Source organism: Geodermatophilus sp. SYSU D00698 (genome assembly GCF_054050335.1).
In genome coordinates this window covers 105,542-126,234 of sequence record NZ_JBJGZD010000001.1, presented here as the reverse complement: position 1 = coordinate 126,234, position 20,693 = coordinate 105,542, and the positions used below count along the sequence as shown (strand labels likewise).

The following is a 20,693-nucleotide window of genomic DNA, read 5'->3' as shown; positions in this document are numbered from 1 at the left end:
GACCCCACCTCCGAGCCCGCCCGGGAGCCGCACCGGGACCCGTGGCCCGGGCGCGCCGGCGCCGCCCGGCCCGCCGCGGCGGCACCTCCGCCCGAGCCCCCGCCCGAGCCCCCGCCCGAGCCCCCGCCCGAGCCCCCGCCACCCGCCGTCGAGGAGCCGGTCACCCGGCCGGCGCCCCGACCCACGCCGCCCCCGGCCCCGCCGGGTGCGGCACACGACGCCCCGGCGGCCGAGCCGCCGCAGGACGCCGTGCCTCCCCAGACGCCCGGCCCGTCCGGTCGACCCGGGCCGCCTCCCGGCCCGGTGCGCAGCCCGTCGCTGCGTCCCCCTCTCGAGACGACAGGAGCCCTTCCCATGGCCTCACTCGACACCGTCATCGCGGACCTGCTCGCGATCGAGGGCGCCAGCGGCGCCGCGATCGTCGACATCGACAGCGGCATGGCCCTCGCGTCCGGCGGCACGCCCGGCTTCGACCTCAACGTCGCGGCCGCCGGCAACTCCAACGTCGTGCGCGCCAAGCTGCGCACGATCAACGACCTCGAGCTCAAGGACGAGGTCGAGGACATCCTCATCACGCTGCAGAGCCAGTACCACCTGATCAACGTGCTCAAGGGGCAGGGCAACGCCGGCCTGTTCATCTACCTCGTGCTCAACCGCGTCACCGCCAACCTGGCGCTGGCGCGGCACAAGCTGCGCGCGGTCGCGGCGACCGTCAGCGTCTGAGCCGGCGGCGTCGGCACCCGACCCGGACGGGGGGCCGGGGAGGGTGCCGGCGCGGCGGCCCGGTGACCGAGCCCGGTCGTCAGGCGGCCGCCGTGGCGGCCTCGACGATGCGGTCGCGCACCGCGTCGACGGCGAGCTCGCCGGTGTCGATCCACCGGGCGACGCGGCCGCCGGCGACGATGCCGACCCGGTCGCAGCACTCGGCCAGCTCGTCGGGGTCCACCGACACGACGACGACCGAGGTCCCGTGCGCGGTCGCCTCGTCCAGCAGCCGGCGGACCTGCCGCCGGGCCCGCACGTCCAGGCCCCGGGTGGGCTCGTGGAGGACGACGACGTCGCGCGCGCACTCCGACATCCACCGGGCGAGCGCGAGCTTGTGCTGGTCGCCGCCGGACAGCGCGCCGAACACCGTGCGGATGCTCAGCGTCTTCACGTCCATCTGGTGCACGGTGCGGATGACCCCGCGCAGCCGGGCGATCTCCGTGCGCAGGTCCGACAGCGAGCCCCAGGCCTCCTGGGTCATCGTCCGGGCGATCGTCTCGCCGGGGTCCACGCCGTAGGCGTCCTCGTCCGGGCGGTACACCGGCAGCTCCAGCGCCGGGCCGTCCGCGGAGGACCCGAGCGAGCGCTCCTCGCCGAACAGCTGCAGCTCGTCGGTGACCGCCGGCAGCTCCCCGGACAGCGCGCCGGCGATCTCGCGGACGCCGGAGGACCGGTGCCCGGTCAGGCCGATCACCTCGCCGCGGCGCAGCAGCAGGTCGACGCCCTCGACCGCGCCCGGCACCCGCAGGTTGCGGACCCGCAGCACCACCTCGTCGGAGGGCACCAGCCGCGGCGAGAGGCGCACGGGGGCCTCCTCGGCCGCCGTGGGCCCGGCCGCCGCGGGCTCGGGCGCCGAGGCCACCCGGGGCTCCGGCGGCGTCACCGGCTCGCCGACGGTCTCCGCGGCCAGCCGCACCGGGTCCAGCCGGTCGGCCGGCGCGTCGAGGGCGATCCGCCCGTCGCGCAGGACGAGCACCCGGTCGACCACCTCGAGCATCTCGGGCAGCCGGTGGCTGATGTACAGGACGCCGCGGCCCTGCCGGCTCAGCCGGCCGGCGACGGCGTGCAGGCGGCCCACCTCCGAGGGCAGCAGCGGCGCCGACACCTCGTCGAGCACCACGAGCCGGGTGTCCTCGGCGAGCACGCGGGCGGTCTCGACGAGGCCGTGCACGAAGTGCGGCAGGTCCCCGACGGGGGTGTCCGGGTCGACGTCGAGGGCGACCTCGGCGAGCAGCACCTGCGCCTGCCGGCGCAGCTCCCGCGGCGGCAGCCCGGCCTGGGTCGTGCCGCGGAAGACCGCCTGCGCGACGGTGAGCGCCGGGTCGATGTGGACCAGCTGCTCGACGACGCCGACGCCGAGGTGGCGGGCGTCGTCGGCCGACAGCGGCGCGTAGGGGTGACCCTGCAGCGTCATGGAGCCGGCGTCGGCGGGGGTGATGCCGGCGATGACGTCACCGAGGGTGGACTTGCCGGCCCCGTTGGTGCCGACGAGCCCGACGATCTCGCCCTCGTCGATGGTGAAGGAGACGTCCCGCAGGACGCGGCGGGCCCCGAAGGACTTCGTCAGGCCCTGGACCTGCAGCAACGTCATCGGTGGGCGCGCCTCCCCCGGCACAGGGCCGCCGACACGGGGTCGGTCGACCGCGGCGTCAGCGTCCCCCCGTGACGCTCAGTTCCGGATCCGATGCTACCCGCGTGCGGGCGCGGCGCCTCCCGGAGCGGAGGGCGCCGCGCCCGCCCCGCTCACGCCTGCAGCCAGACCGCCGAGTCGGTCGGCAGGGCGCCGCCGGCCACGTCGGCGCTGGCCAGCAGGACCCGGCCCTCGGGCAGCGGCACGGCCTGCGCGGAGAGGTTCACCAGGCACACCAGCCCGCCGGGACGGCGGAACGCGAGGCACCCCTCGGGGGCGGGCAGCCAGTCCAGCGACTCGCCGGTGAAGGCCGGCGACGACGCCCGCAGCGCCAGCGCGGCCCGGTACAGCGACAGCACCGACGACGGGTCCGCGGCCTGCGCCTCGGCGGTCAGCGGCCCCCAGCCCCCGGGCATCGGCAGCCAGGTGTCCCGCTGCGCCGAGAAGCCGTAGGAGGGCTCGGTGCCCGACCACGGCACCGGGACGCGGCAGGCGTCGCGGCCGCGCTCGGTGTGCCCGGACCGCTCCCAGATCGGGTCCTGCAGCACCTCGTCGGGCAGGTCGACGTCGGGCATGCCGAGCTCGTCGCCGTTGTAGACGTAGGCCGCGCCGGGCAGCGCGAGCTGCAGCAGCGCCGCGGCCCGCGCCCGCCGGGTGCCCAGCTCGCCGCCGCCGTAGCGGGTCACGTGCCGGGGCCGGTCGTGGTTGGACAGCACCCAGCAGGCCGGCGCCGGGACGTGGGCCACCGACTCCAGCGAGTGGACGACGGCGTCGCGGAGGTCGTCGGCGTCCCAGTCGGCGGTGAGCAGCTTGAAGTTGAAGGCCAGCTGCAGCTCGTCGGCGCGCAGGTAGTCGGCCAGGCGGTCGTCGTCGGAGACCCACACCTCGCCGACGGCCATGGTGCAGGGGTACTCGTCGAGGACGGCGCGGATGCGCCGGTGCACCTCGTGCACCCCGTCGTTGTCGAACCGGTGGTCGCCCGGGCCGTGGTCGTCGAGCAGCCCGGTGTCCTCCATGGGCTCCATGTCGGGCAGGCCGTCGGGCTTGGCCATGCCGTGGGCGACGTCGATGCGGAAGCCGTCGACGCCGCGGTCGAGCCAGAACCGCATGGTCTCCTCGAGGTCGGCGAGCACCTCGGGGTTGGTGAAGTCCAGGTCGGGCTGCTCGGGCGCGAAGATGTGCAGGTACCACTGGCCGTCGGGCACCCGCGACCACGCCGGCCCGCCGAAGACCGACGGCCAGTTGTTCGGCGGCTCGGCGCCGTCGGGCCCGCGGCCGTCCCGGAACAGGTAGCGCGCCCGCTCGGGCGAGCCGGGGCCGGCGGCAAGGGCCGCCTCGAACCACTCGTGCCGGTGGGAGGTGTGGTTGGGCACCAGGTCGACCGTCACCCGGATGCCGGCCGCGTGCGCCTCGGCCAGCAGCGCGTCGAACTCGGCGAGGTCGCCGAACACCGGCTCGACGTCGCGCGGGTCGGCGACGTCGTAGCCGTGGTCGGCCATCGGCGAGGGGTAGAAGGGCGTGATCCACAGCGCGTCGACGCCGAGGTCGACCAGGTGCGGCAGCCGGGCGCGGATGCCGGCGAGGTCGCCGACGCCGTCGCCGCTGCCGTCGGCGAAGCTGCGGATGTAGACCTGGTAGAAGACCGCGTCGCGCCACCAGTCGGCGTCGGTGCGGCGGAACGGGCGGACAGGGGTGAGGGAACTCACCGGGCTCCTTGCTGTTGCGGCCCCGTCCGGAGGCTCGCGCCGAGCCTGCGAGGCGTGAGGGGGACGGGGTCCTTACCGGTTCTGCATGCTGCGGGCGGCCATCTGCAGGTAGCCCCACAGGGTGGCGTCCTGCTCCTCGGTGAGGTCGAGGGTGTCGACGGCGTCCCGCATGTGCCGCAGCCACGCGTCGCGCTCGGCCGGGCCGATGGCGAACGGGGCGTGCCGCATCCGCAGGCGCGGGTGCCCGCGCTCCTGCGAGTAGGTGGTGGGGCCGCCCCAGTACTGCTCGAGGAAGCGCCGCAGGCGGGTCTCGGCGCCCTCCCAGTCGTCCTGGGGGTAGAGCGGCGCGAGCACCGGGTCGGCCTTGACGCCGGCGTAGAAGCGGGCGACGAGCCGCCGGAAGGTCGGCTCTCCGCCGACCTCCTCGTAGAAGGTCCGCGCCGACGGCAGGGACCGGGTCGCCTCGCTCATGACACCGATGGTCCCGCAGCCGGGCGGTCCCCCGCCACGAGGGTCCGGGTGCGGCCGTAGGCGAGCAGCGGCGGCACGACCGCGACCAGCCCGATCCCGCCGGTCAGCGCGACGACGGCGCCGGGCGACAGCCCCTCGGCGGCGAGCCCCGCGGCCAGCGCACCGACGCCCTGGATGCCGTAGAGCCCGCTGACCGCGACGCCGAAGGCCCGGCCCCGGTAGGCCGGCGGCACCGCCTGCACGAAGGCGACGTTGAGCGGGATGGTCCAGGAGGCGCCGAGCCCGGCGACGAACATCAGCCCGACGACGGCGGCGAACGCGCCCCGGCCCGGGCCCGCGGTCACGGCGACCAGGCCGGCCAGCAGCACCGGCGCGAGCGACAGGCCCACCAGCACCGGCATCAGCCGGTCGCTGCGCGCCGTCCCGAGGAAGCGGGCGACCACCAGGCCGCCGACGGTGACCCCGAGCGGGTTGGCCGCCAGCAGCACGCCCACCTGGACCGCGCGCTCGCCGAGCTCGTCGGTCAGCGGGGCGGCGATGCCCTCGGCGGCGTTGGCGAACAGCGTGCCGACCCACAGCAGCGCGATGATCGCCACCAGCCGCGGGCTGCCCCCGATCAGCCGCAGCCCCTCGCCGGCCTCCCGCCACACCGACGACGGCGCCGCGAGCTCCTCCGTCGGCGCCGGCCGCCGCTGCAGCCCGAGGGTCAGCCACACGGCGGACACGGCGAAGGTGGCCGCGTTGACGAGCAGCACCACCGAGGGGTCGAGCACGGTGACCAGCCCGCCGGCGGCGAGGAACCCGACCACCTGCGCCACCTGCAGGCTGACGTTGGTCAGGGAGGTGGCGACGGCGTAGCGCTCGCCCTCCAGGACGTCGGCCATCAGCGCCGAGCGCGCCGACTCGAACGGCGGCGCGCACAGCGCGACGAGGAACAGCAGGACCAGCAGCAGCGGCAGCGGCGTCCCGGGGACCGCCATCCCGGCGACCAGGACCGCGCGGACGACGTCGCTGGTGATCAGCACCCGGTGCCGCGGGAACCGGTCGGCGACGGTCGCCAGCACCGGGCCGCCGAGCGCCCACGGCAGGAAGCCCAGCGCGAAGGTGAACGCCGAGAGCAGCGGCGAGTCGGTGCGCTGGTAGACGAGGACGGTCAGGGCCACCCGCGCGAGCTCGTCGCCGATGGTCGACAGCGTGTAGGTGCCGAACAGCGGCCGGAACTCGCGGACGGCGAAGACCGCGCGGAAGCTCGCCCGGTCGGTGGCCCTCCCCTCGGAGGTCGCGCGGCGACCGTCCCCGGTGCTCATCGGGCGCCGGCGGCCGCGGCGCCGGAGGACGCGCCGATCAGCGGGGGCGGGGTCTTGATGCCCTCGGCGACGAACCGCTCCTTGAGCCGCATGCGCAGCTCGCGGCCGACCCGCCACTGGTCGGCGTTGGTCGAGCGCACCTGCACCCGCATGAAGACGCCCTCCGAGAGGATCTGCTCGACGCCGAGGGACTCGGGCTCGGCCAGCAGCACCGCGGCCCACTCGTCCTCGGCGTACATCGCGTCGGCGACCTCCTGCATCACGGTGCGGCAGCGCTCGAGGTCGGTGTCGTGCGCGACGGGCATGTCGATGACCACCTGCGCGTAGCCCTGGCTCTTGTTGCCCACGCGCAGGATCTCGCCGTTGCGGGCGTACCAGACGACGCCGTTGACGTCGCGCAGCCGGGTGATCCGCAGGCCCACGGCCTCGACCGTCCCGCTGGCCTCGCCGAGGTCGACGACGTCGCCGACGCCGTACTGGTCCTCGAGGATGATCCCGATCCCGGCGATGAAGTCCTTGATCAGGTTCTGCGCGCCGAAGCCGAGCGCGACGCCGACGACGCCGGCGCTGGCCACGATCGGCGCCAGGTTGATGCCGAGCTCGCCGAGCACGAGGACGACGGCGATGCCCATGACGACGAACGAGGCGAAGCTGCGCAGCACCGACCCGATCGCCTCGGCGCGCTGGGTGCGCCGGGCGGCCACCTGCTCGAGCGGGTCGCCGCCGCCGGCGGCCGCGCGGTTGCGCAGCGGCCGCAGGATCGTCGGCATCGACCCGGTGGCGGTGCGGTCGGTCAGCCGCCGGATCGCCCGGTGCAGCAGCAGCCGGACGACCGCGGCCATCACCACGACGAGCAGGATCTTCGCCGGCTTCTCGATCAGCGCCTCGGCGTTGTTCGCCAGCCAGTCGATGCCGGACAGCTCGTAGACCTTGGCGCACAGCGTCGTCGGGTCGGAGACGCAGTCGGGCATGGAGCCGGCGAGCCCGCTGTCAGCAGCGGCGGTCACTACGGAGGGTGGAGCAGTCATCACTGTCCATGGTGTCAGGTCGGAGCGACGGATCAGGAGTGATCCGCGCGCCATCCGGACAGGCCGGTCGCGGCGGCGAGGAAGGCCAGCTGGTCCGCGGCCAGGCCGACGGTGCGGCTGACCGCCCGGGCGCCGTGGCCGACCGACGTCTCCCGCCGCAGCAGCACCGGCGCGTCGGCGCTGGTGGCGGCCTGCAGCGCGGCGGCGAGCTTGCGGGCGTGCAGCGGGTCCACGCGGGTGTCGGACTCGAAGGTCGTGAACAGCGTCGCCGGGTAGGCGGCGCCCCCTCGGACGGCGTGGTACGGCGAGTAGCCGAGCAGCCAGCCGAGCTCCTCCGGGTCCTCGGCGGTGCCGTACTCGTCGTTCCAGGTGCGACCCAGGCCGAAGCGCTCGTACCGGACCATGTCCAGCAGCGGCGCGCTGCAGACGACGCCCGCGGCGAGGTCCGGCCGCTGGGTCAGGGTGGCGCCCACCAGCAGGCCGCCGTTCGAGCCGCCCATCACCGCGAGCTGCCCGTGCGTCGTCCACCCCTGGGCGACCAGGTGCTCGCCGGCCGCGGCGAAGTCGTCGAAGACGTTCTGCTTGCGCTCCCGCATGCCGGCGCGGTGCCACTCCTCGCCGTGCTCGGAGCCGCCGCGCAGGTTGGCCACCGCCCACACCCCGCCCGCGGCCACCCAGGCCAGCGCCTGCGCCGAGTAGGACGGGGTGAGCGCGACGTTGAACCCGCCGTAGCCGTAGAGGACGGTCGGCCGCGGGGTGTCCGGCTCGCCGGTGCGCGACACCACGAACAGGTGCACCGGCGTCCCGTCGCGCGAGGTGGCGTGCGTCTCCACGACGGTCACCTCCGGCACCTCGCCGGCCACCGGGGCGCGCTCGTCCTCGGTGAGCGCCGTCGGCTCGGCGGCGTCCCAGCGCAGCACCGACGGCGGGGTGGAGTGGTCGGTCCAGCCGACCCAGGCGGTGGTGCCGCCCTCCGGCGGGGCGCTGACCCCGGAAACGCTGCCGACGCCCAGGCCGGTCACCTCGGCCAGCCGGCCGGAGCCGTCGCCGGCCCAGACGGAGAGCCGGTCGGTGGCGTCGACCGAGTGGACGGCGAGCACCTGCAGCGAGCCGTCGGCGCCGTCGACCAGCGCGACGTCGGACAGCACGCCGTCCTCGGCCTGCGGGACGACGTCGGCCCACGCCTCCACCGCCCAGGTGGCCGGGTCGGCCGGGTCGGCGACGGCGAGCCGCCAGCGCGGGGCGCCGCAGTCGCTGAGCAGCCACAGCCGGCCGTCGCGGGCCACCCAGGCGGCGGTCTGCGCGTCGACGCCGACCTGGAGCCCCTGCAGGGGTGGGCGGGTGCTGGGTGCAGAGCTGTTCAGGTCGGCCAGCCAGACGTCGTCGCGCGGGGCGGTGCCGGCCGACGCGGAGACGACCAGCCAGCGGCCGTCGCGGCTGGTGCGCACGCCGTAGTAGTTGGTCGGGTCCAGACCCTCGCCGTGCACCAGGACGTCGTCGCCGGGGTCGGCGCCGACCCGGTGGCGCCACACCCGGCGGTGGAACTGCTCCTCACCGGCGGGCACCTGGTCGGGTGCGAGGCGGCGGACGTAGAACAGCTCCTCGCCGCCGGGCAGCCAGGCGACGGGGGAGTAGCGGCAGCGGTCGACCGGGCCGTCGAGCCGCTCGCCGGTGGCGACGTCGAGGACGTACAGCCGCGACTCCTCGTCGCCGCCGGTGGACAGCTGGTAGGCCAGCCGGTCGCCCTCCCACGACGGCGCCCAGGCGTCGAGCGTCGTCGTCCCGGAGGGGTCGACGGCCATCGGGTCGACCAGCACGCGCACGCTGCCGTCGGCCTCGCGCACCCGCAGGACGGCGTGTTCCTGGCCGGGGTCGCGGCGGGTGGAGAAGGCGCGGCCGCCGCGGTGCACCGGGACGCCGACGGCGCCGGCGTGCACCAGCCGCTCGAGCCGGGCGGCGAGGTCGGCCCGCAGGGGGAGGGCGCCGAGGACGTCGGCGGTGAGGGCGTCCTGGCCGGCGGTCCACGCCTGCGTCCGCGGGTCGTCGGGGTCCTCGAGCCAGCGGTAGGGGTCGGCCACGCGGTGACCGTGCAGGTCCTCGACCAGGTCGAGTCTCTCGGCGTCGGGGTAGCGCACCCGCACCACCGTAACGGCGCCCCCGTCGGCGCCCCGGCACCCTCCGGAATCGTTTCCCCGCGCGCCGGAGGCGCAGGTCAGGGCAGGATGGGCACAGCCCTGTGCGGCCGCCCCGGTACGGCGGTCCGGGGCGTCGGAGGTGATCCGTGTCGCGTTCCGCGTCCGGGTCGTCGCCGGCGGGCCACCCAGGTCCGCGGCGCGACCCCGTCCCCGTCCCCCGGCTGCCCGTGCCCTCGTCCGGCACGGCGTCGGCCACGCTGCTGCTCAACGCCACCTACGAACCCCTGTGCGTGGTCTCCAGCCGCCGCGCGATCGTCCTGGTCCTGGCCGAGAAGGCGGTCCCGGTGGACGACTCCGCGGAGGTGGTGCACGCCGAGCGGGTGGCCCTCGCCGTCCCGGTGGTCGTGCGGCTCACCCGCTTCGTGCGGGTGCCCTACCCCGCGCAGGTGCCCCTGTCCCGGCGGGCGGTGTTCACCCGCGACGGGCAGACCTGCGTCTACTGCGGCGGGTCGGCCACGAGCATCGACCACGTCGTCCCGCGCAGCCGCGGCGGCACGCACACGTGGGACAACGTGGTGGCCGCCTGCCGGAAGTGCAACCACACCAAGGCCGACCGGTCGCTGGCCGAGCTCGGGTGGAAGCTGCCGCACCCGCCGCGGACGCCGAGCGGCGCGGCCTGGCGGCTGCTCGGTGCACGCACCGTGGACCCCCGCTGGCGGGAGTGGCTGGGGATGCCGGAGAGCGTCTCCGCATGAGGGAGGACCCCGTCCTCCCCGTCCGTCGCAGGCCCGGGCCGGGCCCCTGGACGGGGCCGGCGAGCGGCCGGAGGAGGACCCCGTGACCTCCGCGGGCACCGCCCGGCGGCTGTGGGCGCTGGGCGAGCCGTACCACGCGGTCACCTACTTCGCCGACGAGGCGCGGTCCGCGGCCGGGGAGGCCGGGCTGTCCGGCTTCTGGGCCACGTACTTCGCGCTGCGCGCCGCGCCGCTCGGGCCGGTGGGGCCGGCGGTGGTCACGGCGGCGTTCTACAACTTCGCGCCGTCGTTCGTCGCCCGCCGGGTGCCCGGCGTCTGGTCGGCGGTGACGCCGGAGCAGGCGCTGCGCGTCCGGCTGGCCGCCGTCGACGCCGTCGTGCACCGGGTGCTGGGCGAGTGGGCGTCCTCGGCCGAGGCCGCGGAGGCCGCGGAGCTGGCGCGCATCGCCGCCGAGGCGGTCGACCTGCCGGGCCGGCCGTTGGCGGCGGCGAACGCGGCGGTGGCCGAGCCGGACGAGCCGCACCTGGCGCTGTGGCAGGCGCTCACCACGCTGCGGGAGTACCGCGGCGACGGGCACAACGCGGCGCTGCTCGGCCGGGAGGTGTCCGGCGTCGGCGCGCACGTGCTGGTGGCCGCCGCCGGCCGGGTCGACCGGGAATGGCTGCAGAAGGCGCGCGGCTGGGGCGACGACGCGTGGGCGGCCGCCGCCGACGAGCTCGCCCGGCGCGGCTGGCTCGACGGCAGCGGGCCCGACGACGTGGGGCTGTCCGCGGAGGGCCTGGCGATGGTCACCGCGATCGAGGCCGACACCGACCGACTCGCGCTCGGCCCGTGGCGGACGCTCGGCGACACGCGCTGCGACCGGCTCGCCGAGCTCCTCGTGCCGCTGCGCCGCGCCGTCGTCGCCGCCGGTCTCTTCCCCGACCGCAACCCGATCGGCGTCCCACCCGAGGCCGACTGAGCACCTGGCGACGTGCTGGACCCGGCCCTCGTGCAGGGTCCCGCCGCGAGCGCGCGAGCGGTGGGGGGACGAGGGTCCTTCGTCACGTGACGCGGGCGCGCTCCTCGGGGTAGGCGGCCCAGCCGCCGTCCTCGAGCAGGGCGCGGAACCGGTCGACGGCGTCCCAGACGTCGACGAACCTCGTGTACAGCGGCGCGGGGCCCAGGCGCACGCGGTCGGGCGTGCGGAAGTCCGGCACCACCCCGCGGTCGACCAGCGCCCGGGTCAGCTGCCAGGCGTGCGGGTGGGCGAGCGTGACGTGCGACCCCCGCCGCGCCGGGTCGCGCGGGCTGGCCAGCGCCACGCCGTGCGGCACCAGGTGCGCGTCGGCGAGGTCGACCAGCAGCCCGGTCAGCGCCCGCCCCTTCGCCGCCAGCCGGTCGGTGCCGGCCTCGGCCACCAGGCGCGCCCCCACCTCGACCGCCGCGGCGGCGAGCACCGGCGGCGTCCCGGTGGCGAACCGCCCGACGCCGGGCACCGGGTCGTAGGCCGGTCCCATCGCGAACTGGTCGCGCTGGCCGAACCACCCCCAGATCGGCTGGCGCAGCGTCTCCTGCAGCTCCCGCCGCACGAAGAGGAACGCCGGCGCTCCCGGCCCACCGCCCAGGTACTTGTACGTGCACCCGACGGCGAGGTCGACGCCGCTCGCGGTCAGGTCCAGCTCCACCGCGCCCGCCGCGTGCGAGAGGTCCCAGACGACCAGCGCCCCGGCGTCGCGGGCCGCCGTCGTCACCGCCGCGACGTCGGCCAGCGCGCCCGAGCGGTAGGCGACCGCGGACAGCACGACGACGGCGACCCGCTCGTCCAGCGCCGCCGCGAGCACCGCCGGGTCCAGGCCCTCGTCGACGTCGGCGGGCACCTCCCGCACGGTCATCCCGCGGGCGGCGGCGACCCCGGCGACGACGTACCGGTCGGTGGGGAAGTCGTCGGCGCAGCAGACCAGCACGTCCCGGCCCGGGCGGGCGTCGGCCGCGGCGACGAGCAGCTTGTAGAGGTCGACGGTGGTCGAGTCGCTGAGCAGCACCTCGCCGGGCCGGGCGCCGAGGACGCCGGTGCCGATGACGTCGCCGACCCGCGTGCCGACGTCGATCCACGACGACCACGACCCGACCAGCCCGCGGCCCCACTCCTGCTCGGCCACCCGCGCCAGCGCCGCCGGGGTGTCGACGGGCATCCGGCCCAGCGAGTTGCCGTCCAGGTAGAGCAGGCCGTCGTCGACGCCGGCGAAGCGGGCGCGGAACCCGGCCAGCGGGTCGGCGTCGTCGAGGGCCTCGGCGTGCGCGCGGGAGAGGGACACGGCGACGTGTCTACCGGGCGGGGCTACCGTCGCCGCCCGTGACCGGTACGCAGGTGCACGAGCTCACCGCGCTGGAGCAGGCGGCCGCCGTCCGGGACCGGACGGTCAGCCCCGTCGAGCTGGTGGAGGCGGCCCTCGCCCGCGTCGAGGCCCTCGACGCCGGCCTGGGCGCCTTCGTCACCGTCACGCCCGAGCGGGCGCTGGCCGCGGCGGCCGAGGCCGAGGCCCGGGTGCTCCGCGGCGGCGACCTGCCGCCCCTGCTCGGCGTGCCGACGGCGATCAAGGACCTCAACAACACCGCCGGCGTGCGCACCACCTTCGGCTCCGCGGTGTTCGCCGACTTCGTGCCCCAGGTCGACGACGCCGTCGTCACCAAGCTCGCCGCCGCCGGGACGATCAGCCTGGGCAAGACCAACACCCCGGAGTTCGGCTACCCCTGCTACACCGACAACGACCTCGCCGGCCCCGCCCGCTGCCCGTGGGACCCCACCCGGCTGGCCGGCGGGTCCAGCGGCGGCGCGGCGGTGGCGGTCGCCGCCGGCATGGTGCCCTTCGCCCAGGGCAGCGACGGCGGCGGCTCGATCCGCATCCCGGCCAGCATCAACGGGCTGTTCGGCATCAAGCCGACCCGCGGGCGGATCAGCAACGGGCCGCTGGGCAGCGACGTCACCGGGCTGGGCACCAACGGGCCGCTGGCCCGCACCGTCCGCGACGCCGCCGCGATGCTCGACGCCATGGCCGGCCCGGTCACCGGCGACTTCGCCTGGGCGCCGCCGCTGCCGCCGGGGGAGACGTTCCTCGCCGCCGCGGACCGGCCGCCCGGGCGGCTGCGGATCGGTCGCGCGCTGGAGTCCCCGATGCCCGGCACGGTGCTGCAGCCCGAGGTGGCCGCGGCCCTCGACGACGCCACCGCGCTGCTCACCGACCTCGGGCACGAGGTGGTCGACGTCCCGCCCGGCCTGGTGGCCCCGGACGTGCTCGGCGCCTTCGAGCGGGTGTGGTCGCTGTCGGGGACCACGCTGCCGGTGCCGCCGGGCCGGGTGGGGGAGCTGCGGCCGCTCACCCGGGAGCTGCGCGCCCGCGGGCTGGCCCTGTCGGCGCAGGCGGCGATGGAGGCCCTGGGTGCCCTCCGGTTGTTCGCCCGCCGCTACGTCGAGGCCACCGACGGGTTCGACGTCCTCGTCGCCCCGGTGACGACGATGACGCCGCGGCCGCTGGGCTGGTTCGACGCCGACGGCGACGGCGCCGAGGACTTCGAGCGCAACAAGCGGTACGCCGCGTTCACCGCGCTCTACAACGTCACCGGCCAGCCCGCCGTCAGCGTTCCCCTGCACTGGACCGGCGACGGCCTGCCGGTCGGGACGATGCTCGTGGGGCGGCCCGCGGACGAGGTCACGCTGGTCGCCCTCGCCGCCCAGCTGGAGCAGGCCCGGCCGTGGGCGCACCGCCACCCGCCGGGCTGGGACGCGTACGCATAGGTGATCACGGAGGGCGGTAGATTCCGGGCGTGACCGTCGTCGAGACCCTGCTCGTCTTCCTCGTGGCCCCGCTGGCGGTGTTCGTCCTCCTGTGGGCGCTGACCTACCTGCCGGGCGGGCGCAAGCGCCAGGGCGTCCGGTACAAGCCGGGTCAGCCCTGGGAGCACGAGCCGGTCTGGTACGAGCCGCAGCCGAAGGACGCCCCGACGCACGCCGCCGGCCAGGGCGACACCCAGGCCGTCGGGTCCTCGCTGTACGGCGAGACCGCGTCCACCGGGTCCGGCCGCGGCGGCTCCGGGACCACCACCGGCTCGCACGTGATCGCCGGCGGCTCGCACGGCGCGACCGCCGTCTCCGCCGGTGCGCCGGCCCCGTCCGCCGGCGGCCCGCTCGGCGGCGCCCGCGGCACCTGGTGACCGCCCCGTGACACCCATCCACCTCGCGACCGCCTCAGGAGGCCGGCGATGACCCGCGTCTTGGACGCCGACGCCCACGACACCGGGACGGTCGACACCGCGCCCAACCGGGCCGACGAGGGCTACGACACGATCTTCAGCTACCGCGAGCTGGCGCGGCTCGACGAGGCGCTGACGATGTCCTCGCGCGAGACCGGCCTGCGGTTCACGCTCTACATCGGCGACCTCGGGCCCAAGACCCGCATCCGCGCCGAGGAGCTGCACGCCCGCGGCGGCGACCCGGCCGAGTCCGTGCTGCTGGCCGTCTCACCCGGGCAGCGGGTCATCGAGGTCGTCACCGGCGCCTCGGCCGCCCGCCGGCTGCCCGACCGGGCGTGCGCGCTCGCGGTGCTGTCGATGACGAACTCCTTCGCCTCCGGCGACCTCGTCGGCGGGATCGTCAACGGCCTGCGGCAGCTGTCCGACCAGGCCGGCCACCCCCGCGGCGCCCGCACCCACTGACGAAGGACCCCCTGCCCCCACCACTGGTGGACGCGAGAGGCCCAGGACCCGCCGGGTCCTGGGCCTCTCGCGTCCAGCGGGTCAGGCGCCGGCGGCGGCGTCCCGCGCCCGGTTGCGCAGCGCGCGGGCGATGCCGTCGCGGCCCTCGGAGACCAGCCGGCGCAGCGGCGCGGGGTGCCCCTCCTGGCCGAGCCACCTGTCGGCGGCCTGCAGCGTCCGCTCCTCGACCACCGACGGGAACAGGTACTGCACGGCGTTCTTCGCGATCTCGCCGGGCCGGCGCACCCACATCGGACCGCACTCGGTGAAGTACCGGTCCACGTACTCCGCGGTGAGCTCCCGCTGCGCCGGGTGCCAGAAGCCCGCCACCAGCGCCTCGTGCACGGCGTTGGGGATCTCCGGGTCGTGGAACGCCCGGTGCCACGCCTCGGCCTTGGCCTCCGCGGTCGGGCGCAGCGCCCGCGCGGTCGCCGCGCGCCGGATCCCGGTGGCGGTGGCGTCCCGCTCGGCCTCGGCGTCGATCTCGGCGTCGCCGGAGGCGCCGATGGCCACCAGGCCGTTGAGGAACGCCCACCGGGCGTCGGCGTCGACGGTCAGGCCCTCGACGGTGCGGGAGCCGTCGAGCAGCCCGCGCAGCACCGCGGCGTGCTCCTCGGTTCGGGCCGCGGCGGCCAGGGTGCGCGACCACTGCAGCTGCTCGTCACTGCCCGGCTCGGCCGACTCCAGCGCCTGCAGCGCCTTGTCCGCCAGCGCGGCCCACCCGGTCTCGGCCCACGCCGGGTCGGCGTACGAGGTCAGCGCGGACTGCACCCGGGCCAGCAGCGACTGCACCACGCTGATCTCGGTCTCGGCGTCGATGCCGGCCAGCACCAGCTGCACCCACTCGCGGGCGGGCAGCTCGGCGTCGCGGGTCATGTCCCAGGCGGCGGCCCAGCACAGCGCGCGGGCGAGGGAGTCCGGGACCGTGCCGATCGCCTCGCGCAGCGTGGCCAGCGAGCGGTCGTCGAGGCGGAGCTTGGCGTAGGTGAGGTCGTCGTCGTTGACCAGCACCAGGTCCGCCACCGGGTGCCCGGCCAGCTCGGCGACCTCGGTGCGCTCGCCGTCGACGTCCAGCTCGACCCGGGTGGTGCGGGTCAGCCCGTCCGGTCCGCGGTCGTACAGGCCCACGGCCAGCCGGTGCCGGCGCAGCACGGGGTGCTCGGGGACGGCGGTCTGCTCGATGGCGAACGAGGCGTAGCGGCCGTCGTCGGTGAGCTCGTACACCGGGCGCAGGGTGTTGACCTGGCTGGTCTCCAGCCACTGCGCCGACCACTCGGTGAGGTCGCGGCCGGTGGCCTCCGACAGCGGGTCGAGCAGGTCGGCCAGCGTGGTGTTGCCGTACTCGTGGGTGCGGAAGTAGCGGCGGATCCCGGCGAGGAACTCCTCCCGGCCGACGTAGGCCACCAGCTGCTTGAGCACCGAGGCGCCCTTGGCGTAGGTGATCCCGTCGAAGTTCACCTCGACGGCGGCCACGTCGACCATGTCCGCGGCGATCGGGTGGGTCGACGGCAGCTGGTCCTGCGCGTAGGCCCAGGCCTTCTCGGTGTTGGCGAACGTCGTCCAGGCGGTCGTGTACTCGGTGGCCTCGGCCTGGCACAGCGTGGAGATGTAGGTGGCGAAGGACTCGTTGAGCCACAGGTCGTCCCACCAGCGCATGGTCACGAGGTCGCCGAACCACATGTGCGCCAGCTCGTGCAGCACCGTCTCGGCGCGCCGCTCGTAGCGCGCCCGGCTGGTCCGCGACCGGAAGACGTAGTCCTCCAGCACGGTGACCGCGCCCGCGTTCTCCATGGCGCCGGCGTTGAACTCCGGCACGAACAGCTGGTCGTACTTGTCAAACGGGTACGGGTAGTCGAACACCCGCTGGAAGAACTCGAAGCCCTGCTTGGTGACCCGGAACAGCTCCTCCGGGTCCAGGTGCTTCGCCAGCGACGCGCGGCAGTACAGCCCGAGCGGGACGTCCTCGTAGCAGTCGGTCACCCGCGCGTAGGGGCCGGCGATCAGCGCGACCAGGTAGGTCGACAGCCGCTTGGTCGGCTCGAAGTGCACCAGCTGCGAGCCCGCCGGCCCGGCCTCGATCGTGCGGCCGCCGGTGTTGGACACCACCTGCCAGTCGAACGGCGCGACGACGTGCACCTCGTAGGTGCCCTTGAGGTCGGGCTGGTCGAAGCAGGCGAACACGCGCTTGGCCTCGGCCGGCTCGAAGTGCGTGTAGAGGTAGACGTGCCCGTCCTCGGGGTCCTCGAAGCGGTGCAGGCCCTCGCCGGTGTTGGAGTACCGGCAGTCGGCGTCGACGACGAGCGTGTTGTCGGCGGCGAGGTCGGGCAGCGGCAGGCCGCCCTCCTCGGTGTAGGTGGAGACGTCGAGCTCGACCCCGTTGAGCGTGGCGGACCGGACGGTCCCGGCGACCAGGTCGACGAACGAGGCGGCGCCGGGCTCGCGGCAGGTGAACCGCACCGTCGTCGTCGAGCGGAAGGTCCCGCTGCCCGGTCGCCCCTCACCGTCGGTGAGGTCGAAGCGGAGGTCGTAGCTGTCGACGTCGAGCAGGCGGGCGCGGGCGGCGGCGTCGTCGCGGGTCAGGTTGGGTACGGCCACGCCCGGCAGCCTGCCACGGACGGCCGACACGCCCGCAGGGCACCGGGAACAACCGGCCGGACGGGGCACTTGGCAGCGGGCAGTGGCCGGAGGTGCGACCCCGGCCCCGAGGACGACGGACCAGAGGAGAGCGATCGATGACCGAGGCAGTGCAGAGCGCCCCGACCAGGGCCCGGGTGGACTTCTGGTTCGACCCGCTGTGTCCCTGGGCCTGGCTGACCAGCCGCTGGGTCCTGGAGGCGGCGAAGGTGCGCGACATCGACCTGCACTGGCACGTCATGTCACTGGCGGTGCTCAACCGCGGGCGCGACCTGCCGGAGGAGTACCAGGAGATGATGGAGCAGGCGTGGGGCCCGGTGCGGGTCGCGATCGCCGCCGCCGAGAAGCACGGCGACGAGGTCCTCGGGGACCTCTACACGGCCATGGGCACGCTGCGGCACCACGAGGGCAGGGAGCTCGACGAGCTGATCGCCCCCGCGCTCGAGCGCGTCGGCCTGCCGGCCGAGCTGGCCGAGGCGGCGACCTCCACCGACCACGACGAGGCGCTGGAGGAGAGCCACCACGCCGGCATGGACCCGGTCGGCGACGACGTGGGCACCCCGGTCATGCACATCGACGGCGTCGCGTTCTTCGGCCCGGTCATCAGCAGGGTGCCCACGGGCGAGGACGCCGGGCGGGCCTTCGACGGCGCCGTGCTGCTGGCCAACCTGCCGGACTTCTGGGAGCTCAAGCGGACCCGCACGTCGGGCCCGGCCATGGACTCGGTGCCGGCCGACGCCCTGGAGCTGAGGAACACCTGAACCCGCCCGTGCACCTCCGCGGACCCGCACCGGGCGGGTCCGCGGAAGTGCACGGCTGGCATGCTGCCGGGCGTGCCGCGACCGACCCGCCAGCGCATCCTGATCACCGGCGCCAGCTCCGGGCTGGGCATGGGCATGGCCCGCCGCTTCGCCGCGCGCGGCCGGGACCTCGCGCTGGCCGCCCGCCGCGAGCACCTGCTGGAGGAGCTGCGCGACGAGCTGCTCGCCGCGCACCCCGGCATCCGGGTGGTCACCGCGGCCCTCGACGTCGACGACGCGACGGCCGTGGCCGAGGGCGTCCCGGCGCTGGCCGCGGAGCTGGGCGGCGTCGACCGGTTCGTCGCCAACGCCGGCATCGGCAAGGGCGCGTCGGTGGGCACCGGCGCCGGCTGGGCCAACCGCGCGACGCTGTTCACCAACGTCCTCGGCACCCACGCCCAGTGCGAGGCCGCCGTCGAGCTTTTCCGCGCGCAGGGGTCGGGCCACCTCGTCGTCGTCAGCTCGGTCGCCTCGGTCCGGGGGATGCGCGGCACCCGCACCGCCTACGGCGCCAGCAAGGCCGCGCTCAACGCGCTCGCCGAGGGCATCCGGTCGGACCTGCTCGGCACCGGCATCCGGGTCACCACGGTGCTGCCCGGCTACATCGAGACCGACATCAACGTCGGCCGCCGCGGCCCGTTCACCGTCGACCTCGACACCGGCGTCGACGCGCTCGTCGCCGCGATCGAGCGGGAGCCGGTGCGGGCCTACGTGCCCGAGTGGCCGTGGCGGCCGGTGTCGGCGCTGCTGCGCGTGCTCCCGCTGCCGGTGGTGCGCCGCCTCACGTGAGGCGGGAGGCGGCGGCCCGCATCGCCGCCTCGTCGTAGGGGCCGCGGTCCAGCCGGCCGGCCCGGACGGCGGCCAGCACCGCCAGCAGCTCCTCGCGCTGGGCTCCGACGAAGTCCGCGTCCACCACCGCGCCGTGGCCGGGGACGACCGGCCCGCGGGCCAGCGCGTGCAGCCGGCCCAGCGTCGCGGGCCACTCGGCCGGGAAGGCGTCCTCGAACGCCGGCGGGGCGCCCTCCTCGACCAGGTCCCCGGCGAAGACGGTGCCGTCCTCCACCTCCACGACCAGGTCGTGCCCGGTGTGCCCCCGGCCGAGGAAGCGCAGCACCACCTCGACGCCGCCCACGTCGAGCACCGCGACGTCGTCGACCAGCGCGTCCGGCGGGTCCAGCGGCGCCCGCCGCACCTGCGCCGCGGCCTCGTCGTCCCCGGCCGCCAGCAGCTCCGCGACCCGGGCCGCGCGCTGCGCCTCACCGGTCGCCAGCAGGTCCGCGGCGCAGCCGCGCGTGCCCCACACCGTCGCCGGCCGGAACGCGGTGTTGCCGAAACAGTGGTCGTAGTGGGCGTGGGTGTTGACCACGGTCCACGGGTGCGGGGTCACCCGGCGCACGGCGGCGGCGAGGTCGGCGGCCTCGGCGGGGGAGGAGCGGGTGTCGACGACGAGGCAGGCGCCGTCGCCGACGACCAGTCCGCAGTTGAGGTCCAGCGACCCGTGCCGGCGGACGAAGACGCCGTCGGCGACCTCGGTGAACGTCACCAGCAGATGCGCATCGGCCGGCCGCGGGCGTCGAGCGAGCCGTCGCCCACGCACTCCGCGGCGCCGTCGGCGATCCGCCGGGCCGACCAGGCGGCGGCGCAGGCGTCGAGCGCGTCGACCGCCGGGATGCCTGCCGGCGCCTCGGACAGCGCGTCCAGGACGTCCATGACCGGCTGGAGTGCGCGCAGGCGTTGACCCTGGCCCCGGGCGCTCGCCTTCGGATCGCGCACGCGTTCGTCGAGGGCGCGGAACGCCAGCTCGGGGTGGACCTCGTGCACGCGGGGGTCAGACGGGTCGCCGAGGGCGTCGTCGAGGTCGCGGATGGAGCGCGTCAGCCGGAACGACTGCGCCGACAGCGAGCGCCCGCCGGTCGCCGCGATCGAGAGCTCACGGGCGTGCGCGTAGTCCCGCGCGGCCAGGACCGGGCGCACGGGGGCGGGGAACACCGAGCCGGCGGCGCCGCGGCCGCGCAGCTCGTCCCGCGCGGCGACGTCGCAGGTCCGCACACCGTCGTCGGACAGGCCGATGGGCATGTCGACGGCGACGACGTCGACGTCCGGCACCGCGAGGACCGCCGCGGCGTCGCCGAGGTGGAGCAACCGCACCCTGCGGCCGTCGAGCAGCGCGCCGACCCAGGCCCCGCGCCAGCCGTCCACCCCGAGCACCGCCACCACCCGACCCTGACAGACTCGGCGCATGCGCGTCTTCGTCGGCACCGACCACGCCGGGCTGGACTTCAAGGAGCACCTCAAGCAGGCGCTCACCGAGGCCGGGCACGAGCCGGTCGACTGCGGCGCCTTCGAGTACCACCCGCAGGACGACTACCCGCCGTTCTGCTTCGAGGTCGGCGAGCGCGTGGTCACCGAGCCGGGCAGCCTCGGCGTGGTCATCGGCGGCTCGGGCAACGGCGAGCAGATCGCGGCGAACAAGGTGCCCGGCGTGCGCGCGGCGCTGGTGTGGAACACCGAGACCGCCCAGCTCGCCCGGCAGCACAACGACGCCAACGTCGTCTCGATCGGCGCCCGCCAGCACTCCATCGAGGAGGCCACCGCGCTGGTGCTCGAGTTCCTCCGGACGCCGTTCAGCCACGACGAGCGGCACGTCCGCCGGATCGGGCTGATCCACGACTACGAGCAGAACCGGCACCGTCCCGCCGGCGGCCTCCCCACCCGCGGCGACGTGGTCTGA

General features: G+C 75.9%; 19 protein-coding genes. 9 read left to right on the top strand and 10 right to left on the bottom strand.

Annotated features, from left to right (window positions below):
- The first annotated feature begins 354 nt into the window (after positions 1–354).
- Positions 355–723, top strand: a complete 369-nt coding sequence (locus ACI8AB_RS00610) for a hypothetical protein (RefSeq protein WP_387985528.1) — start codon at positions 355–357, stop codon at positions 721–723.
- A gap of 79 nt (positions 724–802) precedes the next feature.
- On the opposite strand, the gene ACI8AB_RS00605 is transcribed toward ACI8AB_RS00610, so the two are convergent.
- The 6 genes from ACI8AB_RS00605 to ACI8AB_RS00580 form a co-directional block, all read right to left on the bottom strand.
- Complete coding sequence (locus tag ACI8AB_RS00605; protein ID WP_456948542.1) at positions 803–2,356, bottom strand: ATP-binding cassette domain-containing protein; 1,554 nt, start codon at positions 2,354–2,356, stop codon at positions 803–805.
- Between the two features lie 152 nt (positions 2,357–2,508).
- The gene (locus ACI8AB_RS00600) at positions 2,509–4,101 is read right to left on the bottom strand and encodes a glycoside hydrolase family 13 protein (RefSeq protein ID WP_456948541.1); all 1,593 of its coding nucleotides are present in this window, start codon (positions 4,099–4,101) and stop codon (positions 2,509–2,511) included.
- Between the two features lie 72 nt (positions 4,102–4,173).
- Positions 4,174–4,572, bottom strand: coding sequence for a globin (locus tag ACI8AB_RS00595; RefSeq protein WP_387985520.1), 399 nt, complete (start codon positions 4,570–4,572; stop codon positions 4,174–4,176).
- Positions 4,569–5,879 carry an MFS transporter gene (locus ACI8AB_RS00590; protein ID WP_456948540.1) on the bottom strand — a complete coding sequence of 437 codons (1,311 nt, stop codon included), beginning with the start codon at positions 5,877–5,879 and terminating at the stop codon, positions 4,569–4,571. The genes ACI8AB_RS00595 and ACI8AB_RS00590 overlap by 4 nt, the downstream gene beginning before the upstream one ends.
- On the bottom strand, positions 5,876–6,886 hold the full coding sequence (locus tag ACI8AB_RS00585) for a mechanosensitive ion channel family protein (protein WP_456948539.1): 1,011 nt from the start codon (positions 6,884–6,886) through the stop codon (positions 5,876–5,878). Before ACI8AB_RS00585 ends, ACI8AB_RS00590 begins: the two co-directional genes overlap by 4 nt.
- 53 nt (positions 6,887–6,939) lie before the next feature.
- On the bottom strand, positions 6,940–9,042 hold the full coding sequence (locus ACI8AB_RS00580; RefSeq protein ID WP_456948538.1) for a prolyl oligopeptidase family serine peptidase: 2,103 nt from the start codon (positions 9,040–9,042) through the stop codon (positions 6,940–6,942).
- A 227-nt stretch (positions 9,043–9,269) separates the two neighbouring features.
- Between ACI8AB_RS00580 and ACI8AB_RS00575 the strand changes: the two genes are divergently transcribed.
- Together ACI8AB_RS00575 and ACI8AB_RS00570 are read left to right on the top strand one after the other, a co-directional pair.
- Positions 9,270–9,797 carry an HNH endonuclease gene (locus tag ACI8AB_RS00575; protein ID WP_387985509.1) on the top strand — a complete coding sequence of 176 codons (528 nt, stop codon included), beginning with the start codon at positions 9,270–9,272 and terminating at the stop codon, positions 9,795–9,797.
- Positions 9,798–9,879: 82 nt separating this feature from the next.
- Complete coding sequence (locus ACI8AB_RS00570; protein ID WP_456948537.1) at positions 9,880–10,758, top strand: SCO6745 family protein; 879 nt, start codon at positions 9,880–9,882, stop codon at positions 10,756–10,758.
- Positions 10,759–10,840: 82 nt separating this feature from the next.
- Here the strand turns inward: ACI8AB_RS00570 and kynU are convergent, their stop codons facing one another.
- Positions 10,841–12,094 (bottom strand): kynureninase, encoded by a 1,254-nt coding sequence (gene kynU / locus ACI8AB_RS00565; protein ID WP_456948536.1) that lies wholly within the window; start codon positions 12,092–12,094, stop codon positions 10,841–10,843.
- A 38-nt stretch (positions 12,095–12,132) separates the two neighbouring features.
- Here kynU and ACI8AB_RS00560 point away from each other — a divergent pair, with 38 nt between their 5' ends.
- From ACI8AB_RS00560 to ACI8AB_RS00550, 3 genes are read left to right on the top strand one after another with little or no spacing between them, the layout of a single operon-like run.
- A complete protein-coding gene (locus ACI8AB_RS00560) occupies positions 12,133–13,572 on the top strand; it encodes an amidase (protein ID WP_456948535.1) in 1,440 nt (479 codons plus the stop codon).
- A gap of 29 nt (positions 13,573–13,601) precedes the next feature.
- Positions 13,602–13,988, top strand: coding sequence for an aa3-type cytochrome oxidase subunit CtaJ (gene ctaJ, locus ACI8AB_RS00555; protein WP_456948534.1), 387 nt, complete (start codon positions 13,602–13,604; stop codon positions 13,986–13,988).
- Positions 13,989–14,036: 48 nt separating this feature from the next.
- Positions 14,037–14,489: a DUF5130 family protein gene (locus tag ACI8AB_RS00550; RefSeq protein ID WP_387985495.1), complete on the top strand. Its 453-nt coding sequence runs from the start codon at positions 14,037–14,039 to the stop codon at positions 14,487–14,489.
- 81 nt (positions 14,490–14,570) lie between these two features.
- Here ACI8AB_RS00550 and pepN read toward each other — a convergent pair whose 3' ends face one another.
- Entirely contained in the window at positions 14,571–17,123 is a 2,553-nt protein-coding gene (pepN, locus tag ACI8AB_RS00545; RefSeq protein WP_456948533.1) for an aminopeptidase N, read from the bottom strand.
- Positions 17,124–17,260: 137 nt separating this feature from the next.
- Between pepN and ACI8AB_RS00540 the strand changes: the two genes are divergently transcribed.
- Both ACI8AB_RS00540 and ACI8AB_RS00535 read left to right on the top strand, forming a co-directional pair.
- Entirely contained in the window at positions 17,261–17,923 is a 663-nt protein-coding gene (locus ACI8AB_RS00540) for a mycothiol-dependent nitroreductase Rv2466c family protein (RefSeq protein ID WP_456948532.1), read from the top strand.
- A gap of 72 nt (positions 17,924–17,995) precedes the next feature.
- Positions 17,996–18,751, top strand: coding sequence for an SDR family oxidoreductase (locus ACI8AB_RS00535; RefSeq protein ID WP_387985487.1), 756 nt, complete (start codon positions 17,996–17,998; stop codon positions 18,749–18,751).
- On the opposite strand, the gene ACI8AB_RS00530 is transcribed toward ACI8AB_RS00535, so the two are convergent.
- On the bottom strand, positions 18,744–19,505 hold the full coding sequence (locus ACI8AB_RS00530) for an MBL fold metallo-hydrolase (protein WP_456948531.1): 762 nt from the start codon (positions 19,503–19,505) through the stop codon (positions 18,744–18,746). The two genes, ACI8AB_RS00535 and ACI8AB_RS00530, sit on opposite strands and share 8 nt — an antisense overlap.
- Complete coding sequence (locus ACI8AB_RS00525; protein ID WP_456948530.1) at positions 19,502–20,203, bottom strand: DUF429 domain-containing protein; 702 nt, start codon at positions 20,201–20,203, stop codon at positions 19,502–19,504. The genes ACI8AB_RS00530 and ACI8AB_RS00525 overlap by 4 nt, the downstream gene beginning before the upstream one ends.
- On the opposite strand from ACI8AB_RS00525, the gene ACI8AB_RS00520 reads away from it, so the two are divergent.
- Positions 20,202–20,693 (top strand): ribose-5-phosphate isomerase, encoded by a 492-nt coding sequence (locus tag ACI8AB_RS00520; RefSeq protein WP_456902482.1) that lies wholly within the window; start codon positions 20,202–20,204, stop codon positions 20,691–20,693. The genes ACI8AB_RS00525 and ACI8AB_RS00520 overlap by 2 nt on opposite strands.

What these genes read in the sequence shown, in the direction of transcription:
- ACI8AB_RS00610 (WP_387985528.1), top strand. Translation starts at nt 355, where the DNA reads ATGGCCTCACTCGACACCGTCATCGCGGACCTGCTCGCGATCGAGGGC.
- ACI8AB_RS00605 (WP_456948542.1), bottom strand. Translation starts at nt 2,356, where the DNA reads ATGACGTTGCTGCAGGTCCAGGGCCTGACGAAGTCCTTCGGGGCCCGC.
- ACI8AB_RS00595 (WP_387985520.1), bottom strand. Translation starts at nt 4,572, where the DNA reads ATGAGCGAGGCGACCCGGTCCCTGCCGTCGGCGCGGACCTTCTACGAG.
- ACI8AB_RS00590 (WP_456948540.1), bottom strand. Translation starts at nt 5,879, where the DNA reads ATGAGCACCGGGGACGGTCGCCGCGCGACCTCCGAGGGGAGGGCCACC.
- ACI8AB_RS00550 (WP_387985495.1), top strand. Translation starts at nt 14,037, where the DNA reads ATGACCCGCGTCTTGGACGCCGACGCCCACGACACCGGGACGGTCGAC.
- ACI8AB_RS00540 (WP_456948532.1), top strand. Translation starts at nt 17,261, where the DNA reads ATGACCGAGGCAGTGCAGAGCGCCCCGACCAGGGCCCGGGTGGACTTC.
- ACI8AB_RS00520 (WP_456902482.1), top strand. Translation starts at nt 20,202, where the DNA reads ATGCGCGTCTTCGTCGGCACCGACCACGCCGGGCTGGACTTCAAGGAG.
- ACI8AB_RS00525 (WP_456948530.1), bottom strand. Translation starts at nt 20,203, where the DNA reads ATGCGCCGAGTCTGTCAGGGTCGGGTGGTGGCGGTGCTCGGGGTGGAC.